This window comes from Cellulophaga sp. BC115SP (genome assembly GCF_009905545.1).
Lineage (GTDB): Bacteria > Bacteroidota > Bacteroidia > Cytophagales > Spirosomataceae > Flectobacillus > Flectobacillus rivi.
Genome location: NZ_JAAALB010000011.1, coordinates 94,320 through 114,544, shown reverse-complemented (window position 1 = coordinate 114,544; position 20,225 = coordinate 94,320). Strand labels below are relative to the sequence as shown.

The following is a 20,225-nucleotide window of genomic DNA, read 5'->3' as shown; positions in this document are numbered from 1 at the left end:
GTCTTCCTTAACCAAATAGCCAAACAGGGGTGTACCGCAAATTATTTACATCCTTAAAAAAGAAAAAATGAAGTTACTAGACTCACGAGTTTACTGGATAGGACAGTTTAGCTGGTGGATATTTACCACTTTTGTACTCAGACAACCTAACTCAAAGTATTTTGAGCAGGGCTACAATTTGCCTATTTATTTAGTAATTAGTTTTTTTATTGGATTAGTTCTTACACATATTTATAAAGAGATATTCAATAAAAAGCTTGCTAATAAAAGAAATGTAATACCCTATGCCCTTTTAGGAATCGTGGTAGTAGGAGGTGCATTTTATTTACAAGACTTTGCTTTTGGTTTTCAGCGATATAGAAAACCAAGTATGGGTTTGCCGCTCGAATTGGGCGATTATCTTCAGTTTTACGTAGAGTCTATCCGTTATGTTATTATTTGGTTTTTGTTTTTCCATTTAATCATCATGGAAAGGGTTTCACATCAAAAGGAGATTCAGCTAAGTAAGGCTGAAACGCTCCTCAAAATTGCGGAATTAGAAAACCTTAAAAACCAGCTTAATCCGCATTTTCTCTTTAATGCAATCAATAGCATCAAGGCGCTCACCTTGACAGACCCAGCTTTGGCACGCCATGCACTAACGGAATTATCAGATTTGTTGCGTACCTCATTGTCCATGGGTAATCATCAACTGGTAAGTTTTGAGGAGGAGTTGAAATTAGTAAAAGACTATCTTTTTCTAGAAAAATTAAGATATGAAGAAAGGTTACGATACCAGTTTATGATAGAAAGAGCCACTATGGGCTGTAAAGTACCACCCATGTCGTTGCAATTATTAGTCGAAAATGCCATCAAACATGGTGTTGGGAAAACGAAAAATGGGGGAGATATTATGATTCAAGCCCGAATGTCGGAGAAAGTTTTGATGATTAGGGTTACCAATGCTGGAACGCTAAGTTTAGAGAACAAACGAATAGGAGTAGGAATGAAAAACCTTCAACGCCGACTTTCTATCAATTTTCAAGAAAAAGCAGAATTACAATTATTGCAAGAAGAAGATAAAGTGGTTTCGCAGGTTTTGATTCATTATTCGTAAAAAAGAGGAAAATTTAATGTTTCCTCCTAAAAACGAAAATACTCTTTTTTAAATTATGAACCTGTTTAAACTTTTCCAAAAACAGTTTGATCGATTAATTCTTCGCCTTACTTTTTGTCTTGAAACAAAAAGTAACAAAAAATTCAAGAATTTATAAACTCGCTGCGCTCAGACAGTATAAATAGGTTCTATGTATATTATATGGCAAATGGTCATCATTAACCTTACGTTTTTTTGATCATTTTTACAAAAGTTCTTTCTGTCTTTCCTTAGCACTGTTAAAGTGCTTTGTCCAGACTTGGTTGTACTATTTATTAGAGGTAGACAAGAAATGAGAACTCACAGAACTCTTAAAATGATTATAATTTTATGCTAAATAAAGTCTACAGGTGATACGTTTTAGAATAACTATTCCAACTTGTTAGATTAGTAAACTTTTAGAGTGTTTTAATTATGAGATATTTGATTACTGGACAAAACGAGAAAGTCTGATTCAGGTGTATCGACTTTTTCAGAGATTTTTTTAAAAACAGTTTTAAACTGTTAAAAAAGTAAGTCCAAGACTAAGTCTTGAACTAGTAAATTCAATTTTGTCCAGTAATCAGATGAGATATATTAGACTTTATCACGGTTTATTTATTATAGGATAAGAGCGTAATCTGCATTGATTTTCTAAGGATATATAAATGCCTTAAATTTCGCTAATTTACTGTTTTTACTTATCAAAATAGACTGAGTTGTATGTAAGCATTATCATTAATTAAACCTACTTGTTACAAACCGTGATAAAGTCTATTATACATCTAAATTTTTGATATTTATCATTTACCCGAGGAAGAGAGAGTATTTATTTTCAAATTAATTACCAGATTTACGAAATAGTATTTATCCAAAGTGTCCTCTAATCACACTAATAAAAACTTAAAATATCTTGAACTTTGATATTCTTTAAGGCATAATTCATTAGCAACAGTAAATACTTGGTATGATATGCAAAATATAGTGAATAGATCAATATATTTTCAATGTTCATCTTGTACAAATAAAGGTGAAATTGATGAAGTTGTTTTTAAAGGAGGGATAAATGACGAAGGAGGGTTTATCCTTTATTGTAATCAATGTAATACCACGTTTTTCATTGAAGCCCAAAACCCAATTCATAATATTGGAGTTGGCTCAAGAATAATAGGGAATAATTTTACTGTTAAAGATATTACTGATTTTAGCTGGTCGAACAACTATCCAACAGCTAGAGAGATTATAACCACTACAGGACAAGATTCCAATCCAATATTTAAAAATGCTTGGCAAGTAAACCCTATTTTTAGCATTAATCATAACGATAAGATTTTTATTTGCTCGGAATGTAAGAATAATATTGAAAAAGAGGTATTTAATGATTTAGAGAACAATCTTGATTTAATAAATAATGACTACGAAGGCTGTTTTCAAGCTTATATGCGAGATTGGTATAATCCCAATATAATCTCTTTTAACTCAAGTACTAATTGTTCTGAGTGCAAAAGAGAGATTGAATACACAGCCTATTCAAAATTTAGTACTTTAGAGAAAAGATACTCAAAAGAAGATTTTTTCATTGTAGATACTCAGAAATTTGAACCGAATATTAATGGAGTTTATACAAGAGAGCAGTGTAAAAGAATTCTTGAAAAGTTTATTTTACGGTGGAATCTCCTTGCTTCAAACATAATAATAGTATCTCCATTCATTGGTTTCGATAAAAAATTATCAATTAAAAATCCTGATAAATTTAATGAACTACTTAAGTGGTTTTTAAGCTTAGATACATTCAAAAAATTTCAAATAACAATAAGGAAATCTGAGTATGGCAAAATTAGAGAAGTTTTCAGTAAAGAAACTTTTAAGTTGTATGAAGGATATAATTTATTGAATGAAAATATCGAAAAGGTTAACAGTAGTACAACTAAGTTTCATGCTAAATTCTATGCTGGAATTATTCCTGATGGTACAAATAGTTATGTAGAGGTGCTAACAGGTTCCTACAACCTGCACCCAAGTTCAGAATCAAAAGAAAATCTTACTTTTACACAAATGAGTTTTCAAGATTTTAAAAGAAACTATTTAGATCCAATGAAAATTCCAATGTCAGAACCATGTTATAGCGTGAGTACTGAGATTTTAAAAATTCCAATTAATGAATCTGAAGTTGTTATAAAACCTAAAGATGTTAAAGATATAGTAAATTATAATTTTTAAAAAGTATAAACATGCAAGTGTATGAATGAGAACATAGAGTTAATATCTCTTCTAAATGTTCTCATAGTAAATATTTAAATTGAAAGAACCTAGTTTATTATATTTGGATGTAACATTTTACCTTTAAAGATAGCTTACATTTGCCAAGAACAACTTTATCTCTACTCTTTCACAGATTTGGGAACTACCTTATTTGAAAACAAATGAGTATCGCCAAAAAGATATAAATTCCCTAACAAATTAAGCTTCTTAAACTGTGCTGACAAGCCTGTTCCAACAACGACTTCATGATTCTTCAAAATGGTTACTTCGTCCAACGCAGTAGGGATTCTGCCACAACTCCAAATACCTGTGTCGTGCCAATAGCCCGATTGAGTGGACTCTAAAGGGTATAAACCCGCAAAATTGTTGGGAGTATATAGCAATGGACTAAACAATTCCCGATCCTGCATATCTTTCACTCGGACTCTAGCAAACTGGTTTTGAGATAAATTTATACTAGTACTGTTACTAAAAACCTGTTTGGCAAAAGGGTCATTACTCCATTCAGATACTGAATATACTGTAGGATTGGTTAGCGTAAATTTTAGACTAGTAATACTCGCACAAGCGCTATTAATTTCGGGTAATGATGTGCTAAGGATAGGTGTTGACGCTTCAAAAAAGTGACTATCCAAATATGTATTCCATGCTTGAGCCAGTTTTACAATCCCCTTTCCTTGAAAATGAACTGAATCAATCGTTCGAATAGAAGGACCAATCAATGAGTCTGTTGCAGGTCCTATAAAGGTATTAGATAGGTAGTTTGCCTGTCCTTGCCCGTTAATGCCAAGTACATCGTTTTGTGCATCAATAACGGGCTGCCAAACTCTGGAGTACTGAATACTTAATCCTCTAAATCTTGTAGCACGAGCCACTACCCATGCTAAATTAGGGGCATTGCTGTGCTCTCTTGATTTTTCGATAAGTCTTTTTAGTTTTTTTCCGTAAGTATCACGGTCGGTTTGATACAAATTATCGGTTTCGCCCTGATGCCACAGAATTGCTCTTAGACCAAACTGAGCTGTGTAAAAGCGTAAGGAACTTCTTAGGTTTCCGTAGGGTAAGCCTCTCGGATAGGTAATGAATTCACTTGGAGTGGCGCTACTATCTTCGGCAGACGACACCCAAGAACTTATGCCTGAGCCTGACCAACCTGCATTAAAAAAGAGAATAGGCACATTCAATTTTTTTGCCAAGGAATCCCCTAACACACCCCAACACCATGCGCTGTTACCAAAGGGAGCCAAACGAAAAGTAGAATCTATTTGGGAGATGATGGGGTAGGGATATTTTGTTGCCCCATAAGTAGTGGTTTCGCCATTGAAATAATTGATGGTTTCGACTCTATCGTCGGTAGCACTGGGGCCAAATATATTTTGATTTCTAAGTTCATTATCGCCTGTGGCATTTGATTGTCCTGCTACAATAAAAACTTCGCCAACACCTACTCTTTTGAGCGTGTCTATACCCACAAAGTTAAGACCGTCAAATGCCCTAACAATTAAGTCGTACCAACCTCCCGCTAGGGTAATTTTAGTGTAACAAGTATTGGATTGGGAAGGTTTTTGAACAGGAATCCAGTCCGTAGATGTACCTTGTGGAGAATTCATCGAACGAGCAATCGCTTGAATCTCAATTTTTTGGACAGGTTTATCAAATTGTAATACTACAGGGACATCAGCCCTATTGTTATTATTTCGTTGAAATACAAATCTGCTTTCAGGATAGCGAATTTTTATCTGAGCCATTCCCGAATGGGTGGCTAATAGGTAGATGAATAGGAGTGAATAAATGTATATATGTCTCATTTATAAGCTACTTAGGACAAGGAGTAAAGGCTCCTGAAGACATGAAATTATAGAAAACTCTACAAAAGCAATGCCATCTCGCAAGATTTTTTGAAATTTTACGAAAATGGATTCTTTTGGTAAAAATCTGTAAAAAGTCTTAAAAATGATGGTGTGCAAAAAGAAGGGTTGTAGAAGAAAAGAAATAGGAGGCATCCCGAATTTTAGTATTGGGATTATTCTCTAAATTTTCATCAAAAAAGCGGTCAGAAATTGTTTTCCGACCGCTTTTTAAATACTACTATGCTATATCTGACTCAGCTTAAGACGCAAAGCGTTGCGTATCTACAAGTAAATTTCATATTAAAAATAATCACTTATTCACTCAATCTCAATTCACTAAATGAGTTTGAAATGCTATTGATAAATTACTTTTTTAGCAGAAAGTAATGTGTTTTTCATAAGCGAAACGATAGTCATCGGACCAACACCTTTTGGTACTGGAGTGATGAATGAGCATTTTGGTGCTACTTCATCAAATTTAACGTCACCTTTCAAGGCAAAACCGCTTTTCTTTGAGCTATCTTCTACGCGAGTCAAACCTACGTCGATGATTACAGCACCTTCTTTTACGTAGTCAGCTGTGATAAATTCTGGACGACCTAGTGCCGCAATCAAAATATCTGCTGATGCACATACCTCAGCCAAATTTTTAGTTCTTGAGTGCGTAATGGTTACAGTACAGTTACCAATTTTAGTATTACGTTGCATCAAAATAGTCATTGGTAAACCAACGATTTGACTACGACCTACTACTACACAGTGTTTTCCTGCTGTTTCGATGTTGTAACGCTCCAACAAATCAAGAACGCCTTGAGGAGTAGCCGAAATGTAAGCAGGCAATCCTTTAGCCATTCTACCAATATTGATTGGGTGGAAACCATCAACATCTTTTCTTGGGTCGATTGTTTCCATTACTTTGTCTGGATTGATATGGTCAGGAAGTGGAAGCTGAACAATCAAACCATCCATGTCATCATTTTGGTTGATTTTGCGAACCTCGTCCAAAAGCTCTTCCTCCGAAATTGTTGGGTCAAAACGCAACAAAGTAGATTTAAAGCCTAATTCTTCGCAAGATTTAACCTTATTTGCTACATAAGTTTCTGAAGCACCGTTGTTTCCAACGAGAATAGCAACCAAATGAGGAATTTTACCTCCTGATGCTTTGATAGCTTCAACTTCTGCACCAATTTCTTTTTTTATTTCGTCTGCTACGGCTTTACCGTCGATGATTTGCATGATTAGACTTGTGGGGGATGTATTCGAGTAAAAATTGAAAGCGCAAAAATACGGGATTGTTTGTCTTTGGACAAATTTTATTTTTTGGTGAGCTTGTCAAAAAGCTGTTTGAGTCCCACACTACCCATTTCTTCGATAAAGGTCATATTAGAACGCAACGATACATTAGGCTTGTTGGGGTCAATAATATAAATTGGTACATTTTTGCCTACGCAGTCAATCAACCCTGCTGCTGGATATACTTGCATCGATGTGCCTACAATAATGAGAATATCGGCCATAGCGGTCATTTCAGAGGCAATTTCAATCATTGGTACCGACTCGCCAAACCATACAATATGCGGGCGAAGTTGTGAGCCTTTCTTGCATTTATCCCCTAATTTGATTGGTTTCGTACCGATTTCATATACCATAGATGCCGATACCGAACTTCTCGCTTTGGTCAATTCTCCGTGTAAATGAATAATATCGTTTGATCCAGCTCTTTCGTGAAGGTTATCTACATTTTGCGTAATAATGGTTACATCAAAATACTTTTCAAAATCTTTCAGAATCGTATGACCTTGATTAGGCACAACCTCTGCTAATTGTGCTCGACGCTGGTTATAAAACTCTAATACCAGCCCAGGATTTTTTTGCCAGCCTTGTGGGGTTGCTACCTCATCAATAGAATGATTTTCCCATAAGCCATTTGAATCTCTAAAGGTAGAAATACCACTTTCCGCAGAAATCCCTGCCCCAGTAAGCACGACGAGTTTCTTTTTTCTAGCCATTTTGCTTGATTATGTATTTAATGAATAAACAAAACAGCACAAAGTTAGATTAAACTTTGTGCTGTTGTTGAGATTGAATTTGAAAAATCTCTATCTATTTTTTCTTTCCTTTCGGAGCTGGCGCTTCTTCACCTAAACGAATACAATCTTCAAGTGTTAAATCTGCTGCGACCATATCCTTTGGAATTTTCACATTACGCTTTCCAATTTGAATATATGGACCATAGACTCCATTTACAACCTTAATGGTTTCGTTTTCAGGGAATTCTTTAATGTATTTATTAGCTTCCTGATTACGTTTTGCCTGAATAATTTCGATGGCTCTTTCTAAGGTAATAGTGGTAAGTGAATCAGTTTTGGCAAGTGAAAAATATTTACCATCATGTTTTACATAAGGGCCAAATCTTCCTTTACCAGTAGTGATTGAGCTACCTTCAAATTCTCCTAGCGCATCGCCAGCATCTGCCAAACGTTTTGCCTGAATTAATTCTATAGCACGAGCTTCTTCAATAGTGAAAGGGTCGTCAGTTGCTTCCAAACTAACATATTTGTCATCATGCTTTACATAAGGACCTAGTTTGCCTGCACCGATGATCACAGGTTTATCCTCGAAGAAACCAACCTCACGAGGAAGTCTTGGTTTTTCAAATAATTCTAAAGCCTCTTCTAAAGTAATAGACGAAATCAATTTGTCTTTTGGTAAATTGACAAAAATTGGCTTTTCTTCATCTTTCGTATCTCCTAGCTGTACATAAGGACCATATTTTCCTAATCTAACAGAGATAGTTTTACCAGAATTTGGGTCAATACCTAGCTCACGAGTTGAGCCTGAAGAGCTTCTTTCGGCACTTTTACTTTCCTCAATGGTTTTATGGAATCCCTGATAAAAATTATCAATCATATCAGACCATCCCATTTTGCCATGAGCAATTTCGTCAAACTCATTTTCCATTTCGGCAGTAAACTTAAAGTCTACTACTTCGCTGAAATTATTGACTAAGAAATCATTCACAACCATACCAACAGAAGTAGGGAAAAGTTTACCCTTTTCGGTACCATAGGTTTCTTTACCTTCTTTTTCCGAAATAGTTTCATTCTTTAAAACCATTTCTTTGAAAGTACGTTCTTTACCAGGGCGGTCTTCTTTGACCACGTATTCTCTTTTAATAATAGTCGAGATGGTAGGAGCGTAGGTAGAAGGACGACCAATACCTCTTTCTTCAAGGGCTTTTACTAAACTAGCTTCGGTATATCTTGCTGAAGGACGCGTAAATTTCTCGGTAGCCTTCATATTGTCCAAATTCAATATTTGTCCAATATTCAAAGGAGGAAGCATTTTTGAATTTTCTTCATCCTCTTCTTCGTCACTACTTTCAAGATATACTGCCAAGAAACCATCAAACTTGATAACCTCACCTTGTGCGATTAACTCCTCAGAAGTACTGGAGATACCAATGGTTGCTGTAGTACGTTCAAGTTGAGCATCAGCCATTTGGGATGCAATAGAACGTTTCCAGATTAACTCATACAAGCGTTTCTCACGGAGGTCTGCACCAGCAGAAGTAACCGAGAAATCGGTCGGACGAATGGCTTCGTGCGCTTCTTGAGCAGATTCGTTTTTGGTTTTGTATTGGCGAGTTTGGACATACTGAGCACCAAACTGGTCTGTAATCGCATTTTTGGCTTTTTCAATCGCTTCTTCTGAAAGGCTTGTTGAGTCAGTACGCATATACGAAATCTTACCAGCTTCGTATAATTTTTGCGCATACATCATGGTCGATGCTACTGAGTATCCCAACTTACGAGAAGCTTCCTGCTGAAGCGTTGAGGTCGTAAAAGGAGGCGAAGGAGATTTTTTGGCAGGTTTGGTTTCGAGCGATTTAATTTTGAAAGTCGCACCTAAACATTTTTCCAAGAATTCTTTAGCGGCACCCGCTGTTTCAAAATTCTTAGGAAGCTCAGCCTGTAAAATTTTATTTCCTTCTAATAAGAACTGCGCTACGATTTTGAAAGAAGACTTTGTTTTGAAGTTTTCAATTTCACGTTCACGTTCTACAATAATTCTTACAGCGACGGATTGTACACGACCAGCCGATAGACCTTTCTTTACTTTAGACCAAAGTACTGGCGAAAGTTCAAAACCAATCAAACGGTCGAGTAAACGACGTGCTTGTTGGGCGTTTACCAAATCCATGTCAATTGTACGTGGATTTTGGATCGCATTTTGAATGGCCTTTTTAGTGATTTCACGGAAAACAATACGTTTTGTGTTATCTGCCAATCCAAGGGCTTCTTTCAAGTGCCATGAAATAGATTCTCCTTCACGGTCATCATCGGTTGCTAGCCACACCTCTTCAGATGATTTTGCTATGCTCTTTAATTCGTTGACAACCTTGACTTTATCTGGAGATACTTCATAAGTAGGTTTGAACCCATTTTCAATATCAATAGCCATTCCTTTATCTGGCAAATCACGCACGTGACCAAAGGAAGATCTCACGGTGAAATCTTTTCCTAAGTAGCCTTCAATGGTTTTTGCTTTGGCAGGAGACTCTACTATTACTAAGTTTTTTGACATTAATTATTTTGATTGGTGGAGTAAACAACCGAAATCATTTACAGATTTTATTCGTTAAAGCACAAATCTATTGATACTAGTGCCCTCTTGGTTGATAAAAGGCCACTACCTTTTATATTTTGCCAAATATATAAACTTCATTTCAAAATGTAGTCCATTTTTTTGATAACAGTCATAAAATTGACGAATTCGGTTACTTATTTGCTATAAAAATGATGTATAAATAACTCAAAATTGATCATTTGTTTAAATAAACATCTAACAAACTCCATTTGTTTTGCTTTTATTGACCATAAAAAAAGCCTGAGTGTGTGCTCAGGCTTTTATATATGTATTTGACTCTTATTTCACCAACTTGATGTGTGATGGAGAGAATTTAGTCAAATTGATACCCTCTACCGCTTTTACATACTCTTCGATAGTTGGAGTTCTACCCAAAACTGTCGAAAGTACTACTACTGGCGTAGATGATAGCAAAGATTCACCTTTTTTAGTGTCTGTATCTTCCACAACACGTCCTTGGAACAAACGTGTAGATGTTGCCATTACAGTATCACCTTTAGCGGCTTTTTCTTGGTTACCCATACAAAGGTTACAGCCCGGACGCTCTAAGTACAACATTTTTTCGTAAGAAGTACGAGCTGCTGCTTTAGGGGCGTTGTCGTCAAACTCAAACCCTGAGTATTTTTGTAACACTTCCCAGTCGCCTTCAGCTTTCAATTCATCTACGATATTGTAAGTTGGAGGAGCCACTACAAGAGGTGCTTGGAATTCAACTTTACCGTTTTGAGCTTCAATGTTTTTCAACATTTGAGCCAAAATTTTCATATCGCCTTTGTGAACCATACAAGAACCGATGAAACCAAGGTCAACTTTTTTGTCGCCACCATAGTAAGATAACGGTCTGATAGTATCGTGTGTATATCTTTTTGAAACGTCAGCATTGTTTACGTCTGGATCGGCAATCATTGGCTCAGCGATTTGGTCTAAGTCAACGACTACTTCTGCGTAATATTTTGCATTAGCATCTGGTCTAAGTGCTGGTTTTTCGCCAGATTGAATTTCAGCAATTCTCTTATTTGCTTTATCAATCAATCCTTGAAGCACTTGGTTTTTGTTGTCCATGCCTTTGTCAATCATAATCTGGATTCTGCTTTTCGCAATTTCCAATGACTCGATTAACGTAGCATCTTCAGAAATACAGATAGATGCTTTAGCTTTCATTTCAGCAGACCAGTCTGTAAATGTGAAGGCTTGGTCAGCAGTCAATGTACCGATATGTACTTCAATGATTCTTCCTTGGAATACGTTTTCACCACCAAATTGCTGCAACATTTGAGCTTGTGTAGCGTGTACCACGTCACGGAAGTCCATGTATTCTTTCATGCTACCTTTGAAAGTAACTTTTACAGAATCAGGAATTGGCATAGAAGCCTCACCCGTAGCCAATGCCAATGCAACTGTACCTGAGTCAGCACCAAATGCAACACCTTTTGACATACGTGTGTGTGAGTCACCACCGATGATGATTGCCCAGTCGTCTACAGTAATATCATTCAATACTTTGTGAATTACGTCAGTCATTGAGTGATATACACCTTTAGGGTCACGAGCAGTAATCAAACCAAACTCGTTCATGAATTTCATCAATTTTGGAATGTTAGCTTGCGCTTTTTTGTCCCAAACAGATGCCGTGTGACAACCTGACTGATAAGCACCATCTACAATCGTAGAAATAGTAGTAGCCGCCATTGACTCTAATTCTTGAGCCGTCATCAAACCTGTAGTATCTTGAGAACCTACGATGTTTACTGTAACACGTACGTCTGAACCAGCATGTAAAGTTTTTCCTGGCGTTACGCCTACAGCATTTCTGTTGAAGATTTTTTCAACAGCTGTCAAACCTTGACCTTCGATTGAAACTTCTTTAGAAGGAGCAAAAACTGGTGCAATTGCAATACCTAATAGCTGAGAAGCAAACGTTTGGATTTTCTTACCAAATACGATAGCGTAAGAACCACCTGCTTTGATAAATTCCATTTTTTGCGGAGTGAATGATCTTGAAATATCAATCAACTCTTGGTCGCCATTATATAATTTTTTTGTTTTTGTGTTAATGGTAAGAACAGTTCCTGTAGCAACAGAATAAGCTTGCTCAAGGATTGGTTCGTTGTTTTCATCACGAACCACTTTACCGTCAGCATCAACTTTCTTCACCCAGTTTTTAAGGTCGATACCGATACCACCAGTTACGTCAACCGTAGTCAAGAAGATAGGAGAGATACCGTTTGTACCACCAACAATTGGAGCAAAGTTTACAAATGGAACATAAGGACTAGCTTGTTTACCTGTCCAAAGTGCCACGTTGTTTACACCTGACATTCTTGAAGAACCTACACCCATTGTTCCTTTTTCAGCAATCAACATTACCGATTTGTCTGGGTGTTGCGCTTTCAATGCCTCGATTTCAGCCTGAGCAGCAGGAGAAATCATACATTTTCCGTGCAATTCACGGTCAGAACGAGAGTGAGCTTGGTTACCTGGAGAAAGTAAATCTGTTGAAATATCTCCTTCACCTGCAATAAATGTTACTACTTTAATTTCTTCAGGTACATCAGGAAGTTTTGTGAAAAACTCTGCTTTAGCATAGCTTTCAATGATATTTTTCGCTGTTGTGTTACCACTTTCAAACGCATCTTTCAAGCGCTTCAAATCTGCATCGTACAAGAAAACTTGTGTTTTCAATACTTCTCCTGCTTGAGTTGCGATGGATGCGTCCTCTCCCAAAGCTAAGTCTAACAATACTTCGATTGATGGACCACCTTTCATGTGTGACAACAATTCGAAAGCAAATAGAGGAGTGATTTCTTCTACAACAGACTGACCAAGTATAATCTCTTTTAAAAACTTAGCCTTTACACCTGCTGCAGGAGTTGTTCCTGGCAATGTGTTATATATAAAAAACTGAAGTGAATCAGCACGGTGCTCGTTGCTCAAATCTTTGATTTGTTCAATGATTTCGCTTACCAATTCTGCACTATCAATTGGCTTAGGATGAAGTCCCTGTGTTTTTCTTTCCTCAATTTCCTTAAGGTAATCGTTATAAAAGTTCATGTTGAATTATTTACAGTTATTATAGTATTAATCCGTGAGTAATTTTTGGTTAAACCAACTTTTTCTACAAAATAGATACTAGTTTTTTTGAGAAGAAGTTGTCTGACAAATTTATGAAAACGAAGTTCGAATTAAAAATTTTTTAGAGAATAGACGGTTTAGGTATATATTTTCTTGAATATATCTAATTTTTATTTGCTTTATTCATTAATTTTCATGGTAAACATTAGATTAGTCCTAAATTCATTTTAGTGGCTTTACCTACAGATTTTAGCTGTTAATTTGAAATATAGTCACGTTTTTGAGTTGATATAAAATTTCTTCTATGTTGTTGTTAAGCTGGTATTGGCGCGTGGGCAAATTAGGATGAAATTAAGGTAGTATATTTTGAGATGCATATTAAAGTATTGATAATTAGGTGGTTGTATTGTATTGTGTTTGCTTTTTTCTCTAAATATATCAATTGGCTCAACTTTATTACGTGTAAAAGTTTTACTTTTTGTACAAATATTCTCAAGTAGATTCTCCAAAGATTCTTAACTTAGTTTATGAAGACTCGAAGGCTATTTTTATTGATATTTAATTTGGGAATCATGCAGCAAGAAGCTATATAAAATAAGCTGAAAACACCCGTTGTTTTCTTCTTGAAAACCGAATGCCAGCTCCATCGATAGCAACTGCCATACTCTACAGGTGCAATATGTTTGTATTAATTTTTGTTTTTATAAGGATTGATGTGCAAAAAAATAGCGCTTGTAATGTATTTTTACTTTACTAGGAAAAGGAATAATCTTGCGGTTAGTTCAAATGCATTTTTAACATTTGGAGACTTCAAAAAACTCGTTTATTCCAAAAGTCACCTAAATTTACAAGAACCTAATAGGACAAATGGATGTTCATTAATTAGCATCTATTGATAATTTTCAAAACACAGATTTTATATATTACATTCTTTAAATCTAAAATTCCAATAACTAATAACTAAATAAAATATCATGGCTTTTGACATAGAAATGATTAAGGCGGTTTACGAAAGAATGCCCGCACGTGTGGAGGCAGCTCGTAAATTGGTAGGAAGACCATTGACGTTAACCGAAAAGATTCTTTATTCTCACTTGTGGGAAGGTACTCCAACTCAAACATTTGAAAGAGGTAAGTCGTATGTCGACTTTGCTCCAGATCGTGTTGCTATGCAAGATGCTACAGCACAAATGGCTCTTTTACAGTTTATGCAGGCTGGTCGTCCGAAAGTTGCGGTGCCTTCAACAGTACACTGCGACCACTTGATTGAAGCAAAAGTTTCGTCGGCGACAGATTTAGCAGTAGCAGTTGATAAAAATAAAGAAGTTTATGATTTTCTTTCTTCAGTTTCTGACAAATACGGTATCGGATTCTGGAAAGCTGGGGCAGGTATCATTCACCAAGTAGTAATCGAAAATTATGCATTCCCTGGTGGTATGATGATTGGTACTGACTCTCATACAGTAAATGCTGGTGGTTTGGGTATGATTGCGATTGGTGTAGGTGGTGCCGACGCTTGTGATGTAATGGCAGGCTTGGCATGGGAGTTGAAATTTCCTAAACTTATCGGAGTAAAATTGACAGGAAAGCTTAACGGTTGGACTTCTGCAAAAGATGTAATCTTGAAAGTAGCAGGTATCCTTACTGTAAAAGGTGGTACAGGAGCAGTGGTTGAATATTTTGGAGAAGGGGTTACCTCAATGTCAGCAACAGGTAAAGGGACAATTGCGAACATGGGAGCTGAAATTGGTGCAACGACTTCCACTTTCGGTTATGACGAATCAATGGCTCGTTATTTAGCAGCCACTGGTCGTGCAGATGTAGCAGAATTAGCCAATGGTATTAAAGAATACTTGACGGCTGACCCAGAAGTTTATGCTGATCCAGCTACTTATTTTGACCAAGTTATCGAAATTGATTTGGATACCTTAGAGCCACACTTAAACGGTCCATTTACGCCAGATTTGGCTACGCCTATTTCTCAAATGAAGGAATTGGCTGAGAAAAACGGTTGGCCAACCAAAGTGGAAGTAGGTTTGATAGGTTCATGTACCAACTCATCTTACGAAGATATTTCACGTGCGGCGTCTTTGGCGAAGCAAGTGGCAGCAAAAGGTTTAAAAACTAAAGCAGAATACACCATTACCCCAGGTTCGGAACAAGTACGTTATACCATTGAGCGTGATGGTTTTATCGATACTTTCGAGAGCATTGGCGGTAAAGTATTCTCAAATGCTTGTGGTCCTTGTATTGGACAGTGGGCTCGTGCAGGTGCTGAGAAGGGAGAGAAAAACACTATTGTTCACTCATTCAACCGTAACTTTGCTAAGCGTGCAGACGGTAACCCAAATACTTATGCGTTTGTGGCTTCTCCAGAATTAGTAACGGCATTGGCTATTGCAGGTGATTTGACATTTAACCCTTTAACGGATTATTTGACAAACGAAGCTGGTGAGAAAGTGAAACTGGATCCACCAAAAGGAGACGAATTGCCAACAAAAGGTTTTGCTGTAGAAGACGCTGGCTACCAAGCACCTGCGGAAGATGGCTCATCAGTAGTGGTAAAAGTATCACCAACTTCTGACCGTTTGCAGTTGTTAGAACCATTTACACCTTGGGAAGGTACAGATTTGAAAGGTCTAAAATTGTTGATTAAGGCTAAAGGAAAATGTACTACCGACCATATCTCTATGGCTGGACCTTGGTTGAAATATCGTGGTCACTTGGATAACATTTCTAACAATATGTTGATTGGTGCGTTGAATTATTTTAACGAGAAAACTGATAAAGTTAAAAACCAATTGACTGGCGAATATGGTCCTGTACCGGCTACCCAACGTGCCTACAAAGCAGCTGGTATTGGTTCTATCGTTGTGGGTGATCAAAACTATGGTGAAGGTTCATCTCGTGAGCATGCCGCTATGGAGCCTCGTCACTTGGGCGTTCGTGCAGTATTAGTAAAATCTTTTGCTCGTATTCACGAAACTAACTTAAAGAAACAAGGAATGTTAGCTCTGACTTTTGCCAACGAAGCTGACTACGACAAAATCCAAGAAAATGACTCTATCGATATCAATGGATTGGCAGATTTTGCACCAGGCAAACCATTGGAAATTGTTTTGAATCATGAGGATGGGAGTTCAGATACTATCGTAGCAAATCACTCTTATAACGACCAACAAATTGAATGGTTCAAAGCAGGTGGTGCATTGAATATTATTCGTGCTAGCGTTGGTAAATAAGTATGAGAAATCTGCAATAGTTTGAAAACTTCTTACAGAGCAAATAAACAAAACTTCCTATCGACCTTGGTGGATAGGGAGTTTTGTGTTACAAAGTAAAAATATGTATTTACAAACGCACGTTTTATAGATTACTCCAGCCCATTTGCTTCTGAATTTGTTTAAGCTTCGCTTTGATTGTATCGCTGTCAACATAACCTGTGTGACGTTCGGAGGCTACTAGTTTGATGCCACCTGTTAAATCGAGTGTTTCGGAGGTAACTTTATTTCTGAAAATCTTTGCTTTTTCTGGCGATTCTTTCTTGTCTTTCAGGTGGTTAGCTAGTAAGGTCGCTAGTTGAGTGAATATATCATACGCTGCCGAATTAGTTTCTACAAAACCCATCACATAGATATTGTCGTGTTTAGGGTTAAATAGATTCATATATAATTGTGGACGATGGTCTTTCCAGTCAAAAAACTCCTCAGCAAAAGGGATTGCATAGTTATAGCCCGTTGCCAAAATTATTTCATCTACTTCGATAGAACTCCCATCTTTGAAAAATACGTTGTTTCCTTCAAAATAATCAATGTCGGATTTGATACACAAATTACCATGTGAAGTGTGGTGCATGATTTGCGAATTCATCAGAGGATGCGATTCAAACAATTCATGGTCTGGCTTGGGAAGTCCAAATTTAGTTTGGTCGCCTACCACAATTTTGAGGAGTTTTTTAAAAATCCATTGATTGACTTTCAAAGGAAGTTTAGGACCGCCATGGGAAAACACATCTGAGGGCACACCAAAAACGTGTTTCGGAATAAAGTAATAACCACGTCGCATACTCAAATAGGCTTCGTTTGCAAAACTGGCAGCTTCACAAGCAATATCTACTCCAGAGTTGCCACCTCCAACGACTAAGATTTTTTTATTAAGAAACTCTGTAGACTTTTTAAAGGTATTTGAATGACGAATTATTCCTGAAAATGTACCACGATAGTGGGCAATATTGGGTTGCCAAAGTGTACCATTGGCACAGATAAGTTCCTGATGAAAATAACTTTCACCTTGTGTCGTTGTCAACTTCCAACCATCCTTGTCTTTTTCTACTTTTTCAATTTTTGTATTGAAAATAATATCTTTTTCTAAATCAAAATGTTTGGCAAATGCCTGTATATAAGCGCATAACTGCTTGCGAGTAGGATAATCAGGGTAGTCGTCAGGCATAGGGAAATCTGGAAAACCTGATAGGGTTTTTGAAGAAATAAAATGCGCTGATTCGTACATGGGCGAACCTTCATTTTCGATGTCCCATAAACCACCTGTATTGTGATGTTTTTCATAAATAACAAACGGAAGCTGCGCTTTGGCTAGGGCTCTAGCAATAGATAATCCAGAAGGACCTGCTCCAATAATGGCAATGGGAGGAGTTTTCATAGTGGAGTGAGGGTTAATTAATTCATAAAATATTTGACAGTTTGGAAGATAGAGGTGAGAATGACGATGGATAAAACGATATACCGAAACACCGTTTCGGAAGTATATTGTAAAATTACTTTTCCGATATAACTTCCCAAAATACTAATGACAATTAGAAATGGGATCAATACAATATATTGTTTGTCAAAATAACCATTACTTACATAAACCACTGCTCGACTACTATCTACCCCCAAATCAATCAGTGCGGAGGTGGCAATGAATATCTCTTTGGGAAGTTGGAATGCTGCTAAAGTGATACCTCTGATAGCACCGCCCGTGCCGACCAAGCCTGCTAACAAGCCTGACATGATTCCTCCAAGATATAGGTTGCTGTCAGTTTGTTTAAGAGTTTTATTGAAATTAAAAAGTAAATATAATGATAAGCCCACCAGCATGATGTTCATGGCCAATTCCATGGATTTTGTTGGAACAAAGGTCGTCATCCAAGCGCCAATCATCACAAATATAACCGCTGGAATCCCCAATTTGAGGGCTATTTCTTTGTTGATGCCTTTTCGGAATAGGGTGATTTTTGAGACGTTGCTAAAAACATGAAAGACGGCTGTAATGCCAAGAACGGTCTTGAAATCAAAAAATAAGGATGCTACAGGTACAAATAGGATAGAAGATCCAAAGCCTGAAACTGTTCCGATGATTTCTGCAAATAATGCCAAAAGGGCAAAGATATAGTATTTTTCAAGCACGATAGGAAGTGGTGAGTTAGTATCAACATAATTTAGAATGAAGATACCAAAATATCTGTGTGAATCACAATAAGAAACTCACACAGAAAGCTGATTTTTATCGATTTAGATGTGTAAGATTCACAATTTTATGAATAACATCGTCTAACTCTTTTGTTGTTTGGTGAAGCTGGTTGATGAGCAATGGGTTGTAAGTTTGATCGTATTCAATCAATTGGACTAAGCCGAGGATATTGGCAACAGGTTTTCGCATTTCGTGGGATTGCTGCCAAGCAATTTTTTCGAGGGTTTCAACTTGATTTTCTAGTTGATTTTCATGCTCGATTCGCTTTGTAACGTCTTGAATAATGGCTAAAATAAACGTTTCGTCATTTACTTTAAATGAATTGAGACTTACTTCTACAATTTTCTCGATACCATCCTTGGTGACAGCAGGGGTAAATCGACCAATACCCATTCGGTACATTTTGGGTGCTTGAATATATTGCTGTTGGTATTGAACATGATTTGCATGAAATCGCTTTGGGATTAAAATATTAATATCTTGGTCTAGAAGTTCCTTTGACTCATAATTGAAAATTTTCTCCGTTTCAGGGTTTACCAACTGTATTTTCATTTTCTTATCCACAATGACGATTGGGACAGGAGCCGTTTCAATAATTTTCCGAAAACGTTGTTCATTTTCTAAAATTGATAATTCCATTTTCTTTTTGGCGCTGATGTTGATAGCCACCAAACAGACTCCAATGATAACCTGATTTTTATCGTAAACAGGATACATTTTACTCAAAATCCAGATGGTATCTCCATGAATATTGTGAACACATATTTCATCTTCTACCGTTGTACCAGCAATCGCACTATTAAATTGTTTGTAGAAAGCATCTGTTTCTTTTGGAAATAGATATTGCCTAAAATCATCACCAATGTTGATTTCTTTTCCCATGTTGAGGAAAATACTCTTTTTAAAATGGGTGTTGAATTGAATTAATTTAAAATCTTTATCCAGCAAACAAATACTGTCGGAGATATTATTGATAAGTGACTCGTAGGTAGTTTTTAGATACTCAATGGCTAGTTCTGCTTTTTTCTGCTCATCTATATTTTTCGCATAAATGGCAACACCAATAAGGTTTCGAGCATCATCGTAAACGGGATTGGCTTTATATTCAAACCACAAATGAATCTCGTTGCTCGAAGTTTCTTTTTGTACCGAGGTGGACTCCCCTTGAATGGCATTTTCAAACGCCGAAAAATAGATTTCCTTCAGTGGCTCAACGACAAAATCTCGGTAATCGTCACCTATTTGGATTTTTTTTCCAAAAAACATTTCTAATGTTTTGACCATTGTAGTATTGCATATCAATACCTTATGGTCAGGAGCAATGAGTACAAAGTTCTCGGCAACGCTGTTGATTGTGGCCGAGAGTATATCGATTGATAAATTAGTTTTCATGTTGTGTCGCGGATAAAATAGGATTGGAAAACTTCTAAGAAGAAATTTGCCAGTTTTAACAAATAGTTTAGGTAATTATTCAGATTCATAAAGGGCAGCTCTATGAAAAAATTACCCAATTATTTGCTGAATTCAATGATGAAAAATACAATAATAAAATTTTGTTTTTATCTTTTTATGGGGTTGTGAAGCTAATATTTTACAAAATCATCTCAACATCCTTGATTCCCAATTGAATAATCTTATGAATTAATCTACATTTGCGGACATATTGATACATATAAGTTTGGCAGTAAAATGAATGGAATAAAACTACTCAATCCCAATAATCAGAGTGTATTAGGAATATTTGCGAGGTGCATGATAGTGGTAATCTCGGCTATTTGGCTTTTTTATATTGACGAAATAGAAGG

General features: G+C 36.5%; 11 protein-coding genes. 3 read left to right on the top strand and 8 right to left on the bottom strand.

Going from position 1 to position 20,225, the window contains the following annotated elements:
- Positions 1 to 67: 67 nt before the first annotated feature.
- Positions 68 to 1,096 carry a sensor histidine kinase gene (locus GVN22_RS11055; RefSeq protein ID WP_166551088.1) on the top strand — a complete coding sequence of 343 codons (1,029 nt, stop codon included), beginning with the start codon at positions 68 to 70 and terminating at the stop codon, positions 1,094 to 1,096.
- Positions 1,097 to 2,086: 990 nt separating this feature from the next.
- Positions 2,087 to 3,334, top strand: a complete 1,248-nt coding sequence (locus GVN22_RS11050) for a hypothetical protein (protein WP_166551087.1) — start codon at positions 2,087 to 2,089, stop codon at positions 3,332 to 3,334.
- Between the two features lie 161 nt (positions 3,335 to 3,495).
- On the opposite strand, the gene GVN22_RS11045 is transcribed toward GVN22_RS11050, so the two are convergent.
- From GVN22_RS11045 to GVN22_RS11025, 5 genes are all read right to left on the bottom strand, one after another.
- Positions 3,496 to 5,124: a sialate O-acetylesterase gene (locus GVN22_RS11045; RefSeq protein WP_166551086.1), complete on the bottom strand. Its 1,629-nt coding sequence runs from the start codon at positions 5,122 to 5,124 to the stop codon at positions 3,496 to 3,498.
- Positions 5,125 to 5,580: 456 nt separating this feature from the next.
- Positions 5,581 to 6,462: a bifunctional 5,10-methylenetetrahydrofolate dehydrogenase/5,10-methenyltetrahydrofolate cyclohydrolase gene (locus GVN22_RS11040; protein ID WP_095167315.1), complete on the bottom strand. Its 882-nt coding sequence runs from the start codon at positions 6,460 to 6,462 to the stop codon at positions 5,581 to 5,583.
- A 77-nt stretch (positions 6,463 to 6,539) separates the two neighbouring features.
- Entirely contained in the window at positions 6,540 to 7,235 is a 696-nt protein-coding gene (locus GVN22_RS11035) for an NAD-dependent deacylase (protein ID WP_166551085.1), read from the bottom strand.
- A gap of 94 nt (positions 7,236 to 7,329) precedes the next feature.
- Positions 7,330 to 9,813 (bottom strand): type I DNA topoisomerase, encoded by a 2,484-nt coding sequence (topA, locus tag GVN22_RS11030; protein WP_166551084.1) that lies wholly within the window; start codon positions 9,811 to 9,813, stop codon positions 7,330 to 7,332.
- A 342-nt stretch (positions 9,814 to 10,155) separates the two neighbouring features.
- Entirely contained in the window at positions 10,156 to 12,927 is a 2,772-nt protein-coding gene (locus GVN22_RS11025; protein ID WP_166551083.1) for a bifunctional aconitate hydratase 2/2-methylisocitrate dehydratase, read from the bottom strand.
- A gap of 995 nt (positions 12,928 to 13,922) precedes the next feature.
- Here GVN22_RS11025 and GVN22_RS11020 point away from each other — a divergent pair.
- Positions 13,923 to 16,190 carry an aconitate hydratase gene (locus tag GVN22_RS11020; RefSeq protein ID WP_166551082.1) on the top strand — a complete coding sequence of 756 codons (2,268 nt, stop codon included), beginning with the start codon at positions 13,923 to 13,925 and terminating at the stop codon, positions 16,188 to 16,190.
- Positions 16,191 to 16,314: 124 nt separating this feature from the next.
- Here the strand turns inward: GVN22_RS11020 and GVN22_RS11015 are convergent, their stop codons facing one another.
- The 3 genes from GVN22_RS11015 to GVN22_RS11005 all read right to left on the bottom strand — a co-directional run bounded on the left by GVN22_RS11015 (position 16,315) and on the right by GVN22_RS11005 (position 19,812).
- Positions 16,315 to 17,607 (bottom strand): NAD(P)/FAD-dependent oxidoreductase, encoded by a 1,293-nt coding sequence (locus tag GVN22_RS11015; protein WP_166551081.1) that lies wholly within the window; start codon positions 17,605 to 17,607, stop codon positions 16,315 to 16,317.
- A gap of 17 nt (positions 17,608 to 17,624) precedes the next feature.
- On the bottom strand, positions 17,625 to 18,356 hold the full coding sequence (locus GVN22_RS11010; protein ID WP_166551080.1) for a sulfite exporter TauE/SafE family protein: 732 nt from the start codon (positions 18,354 to 18,356) through the stop codon (positions 17,625 to 17,627).
- A gap of 97 nt (positions 18,357 to 18,453) precedes the next feature.
- On the bottom strand, positions 18,454 to 19,812 hold the full coding sequence (locus GVN22_RS11005) for a PAS domain S-box protein (RefSeq protein ID WP_166551079.1): 1,359 nt from the start codon (positions 19,810 to 19,812) through the stop codon (positions 18,454 to 18,456).
- Positions 19,813 to 20,225: the final 413 nt, after the last annotated feature.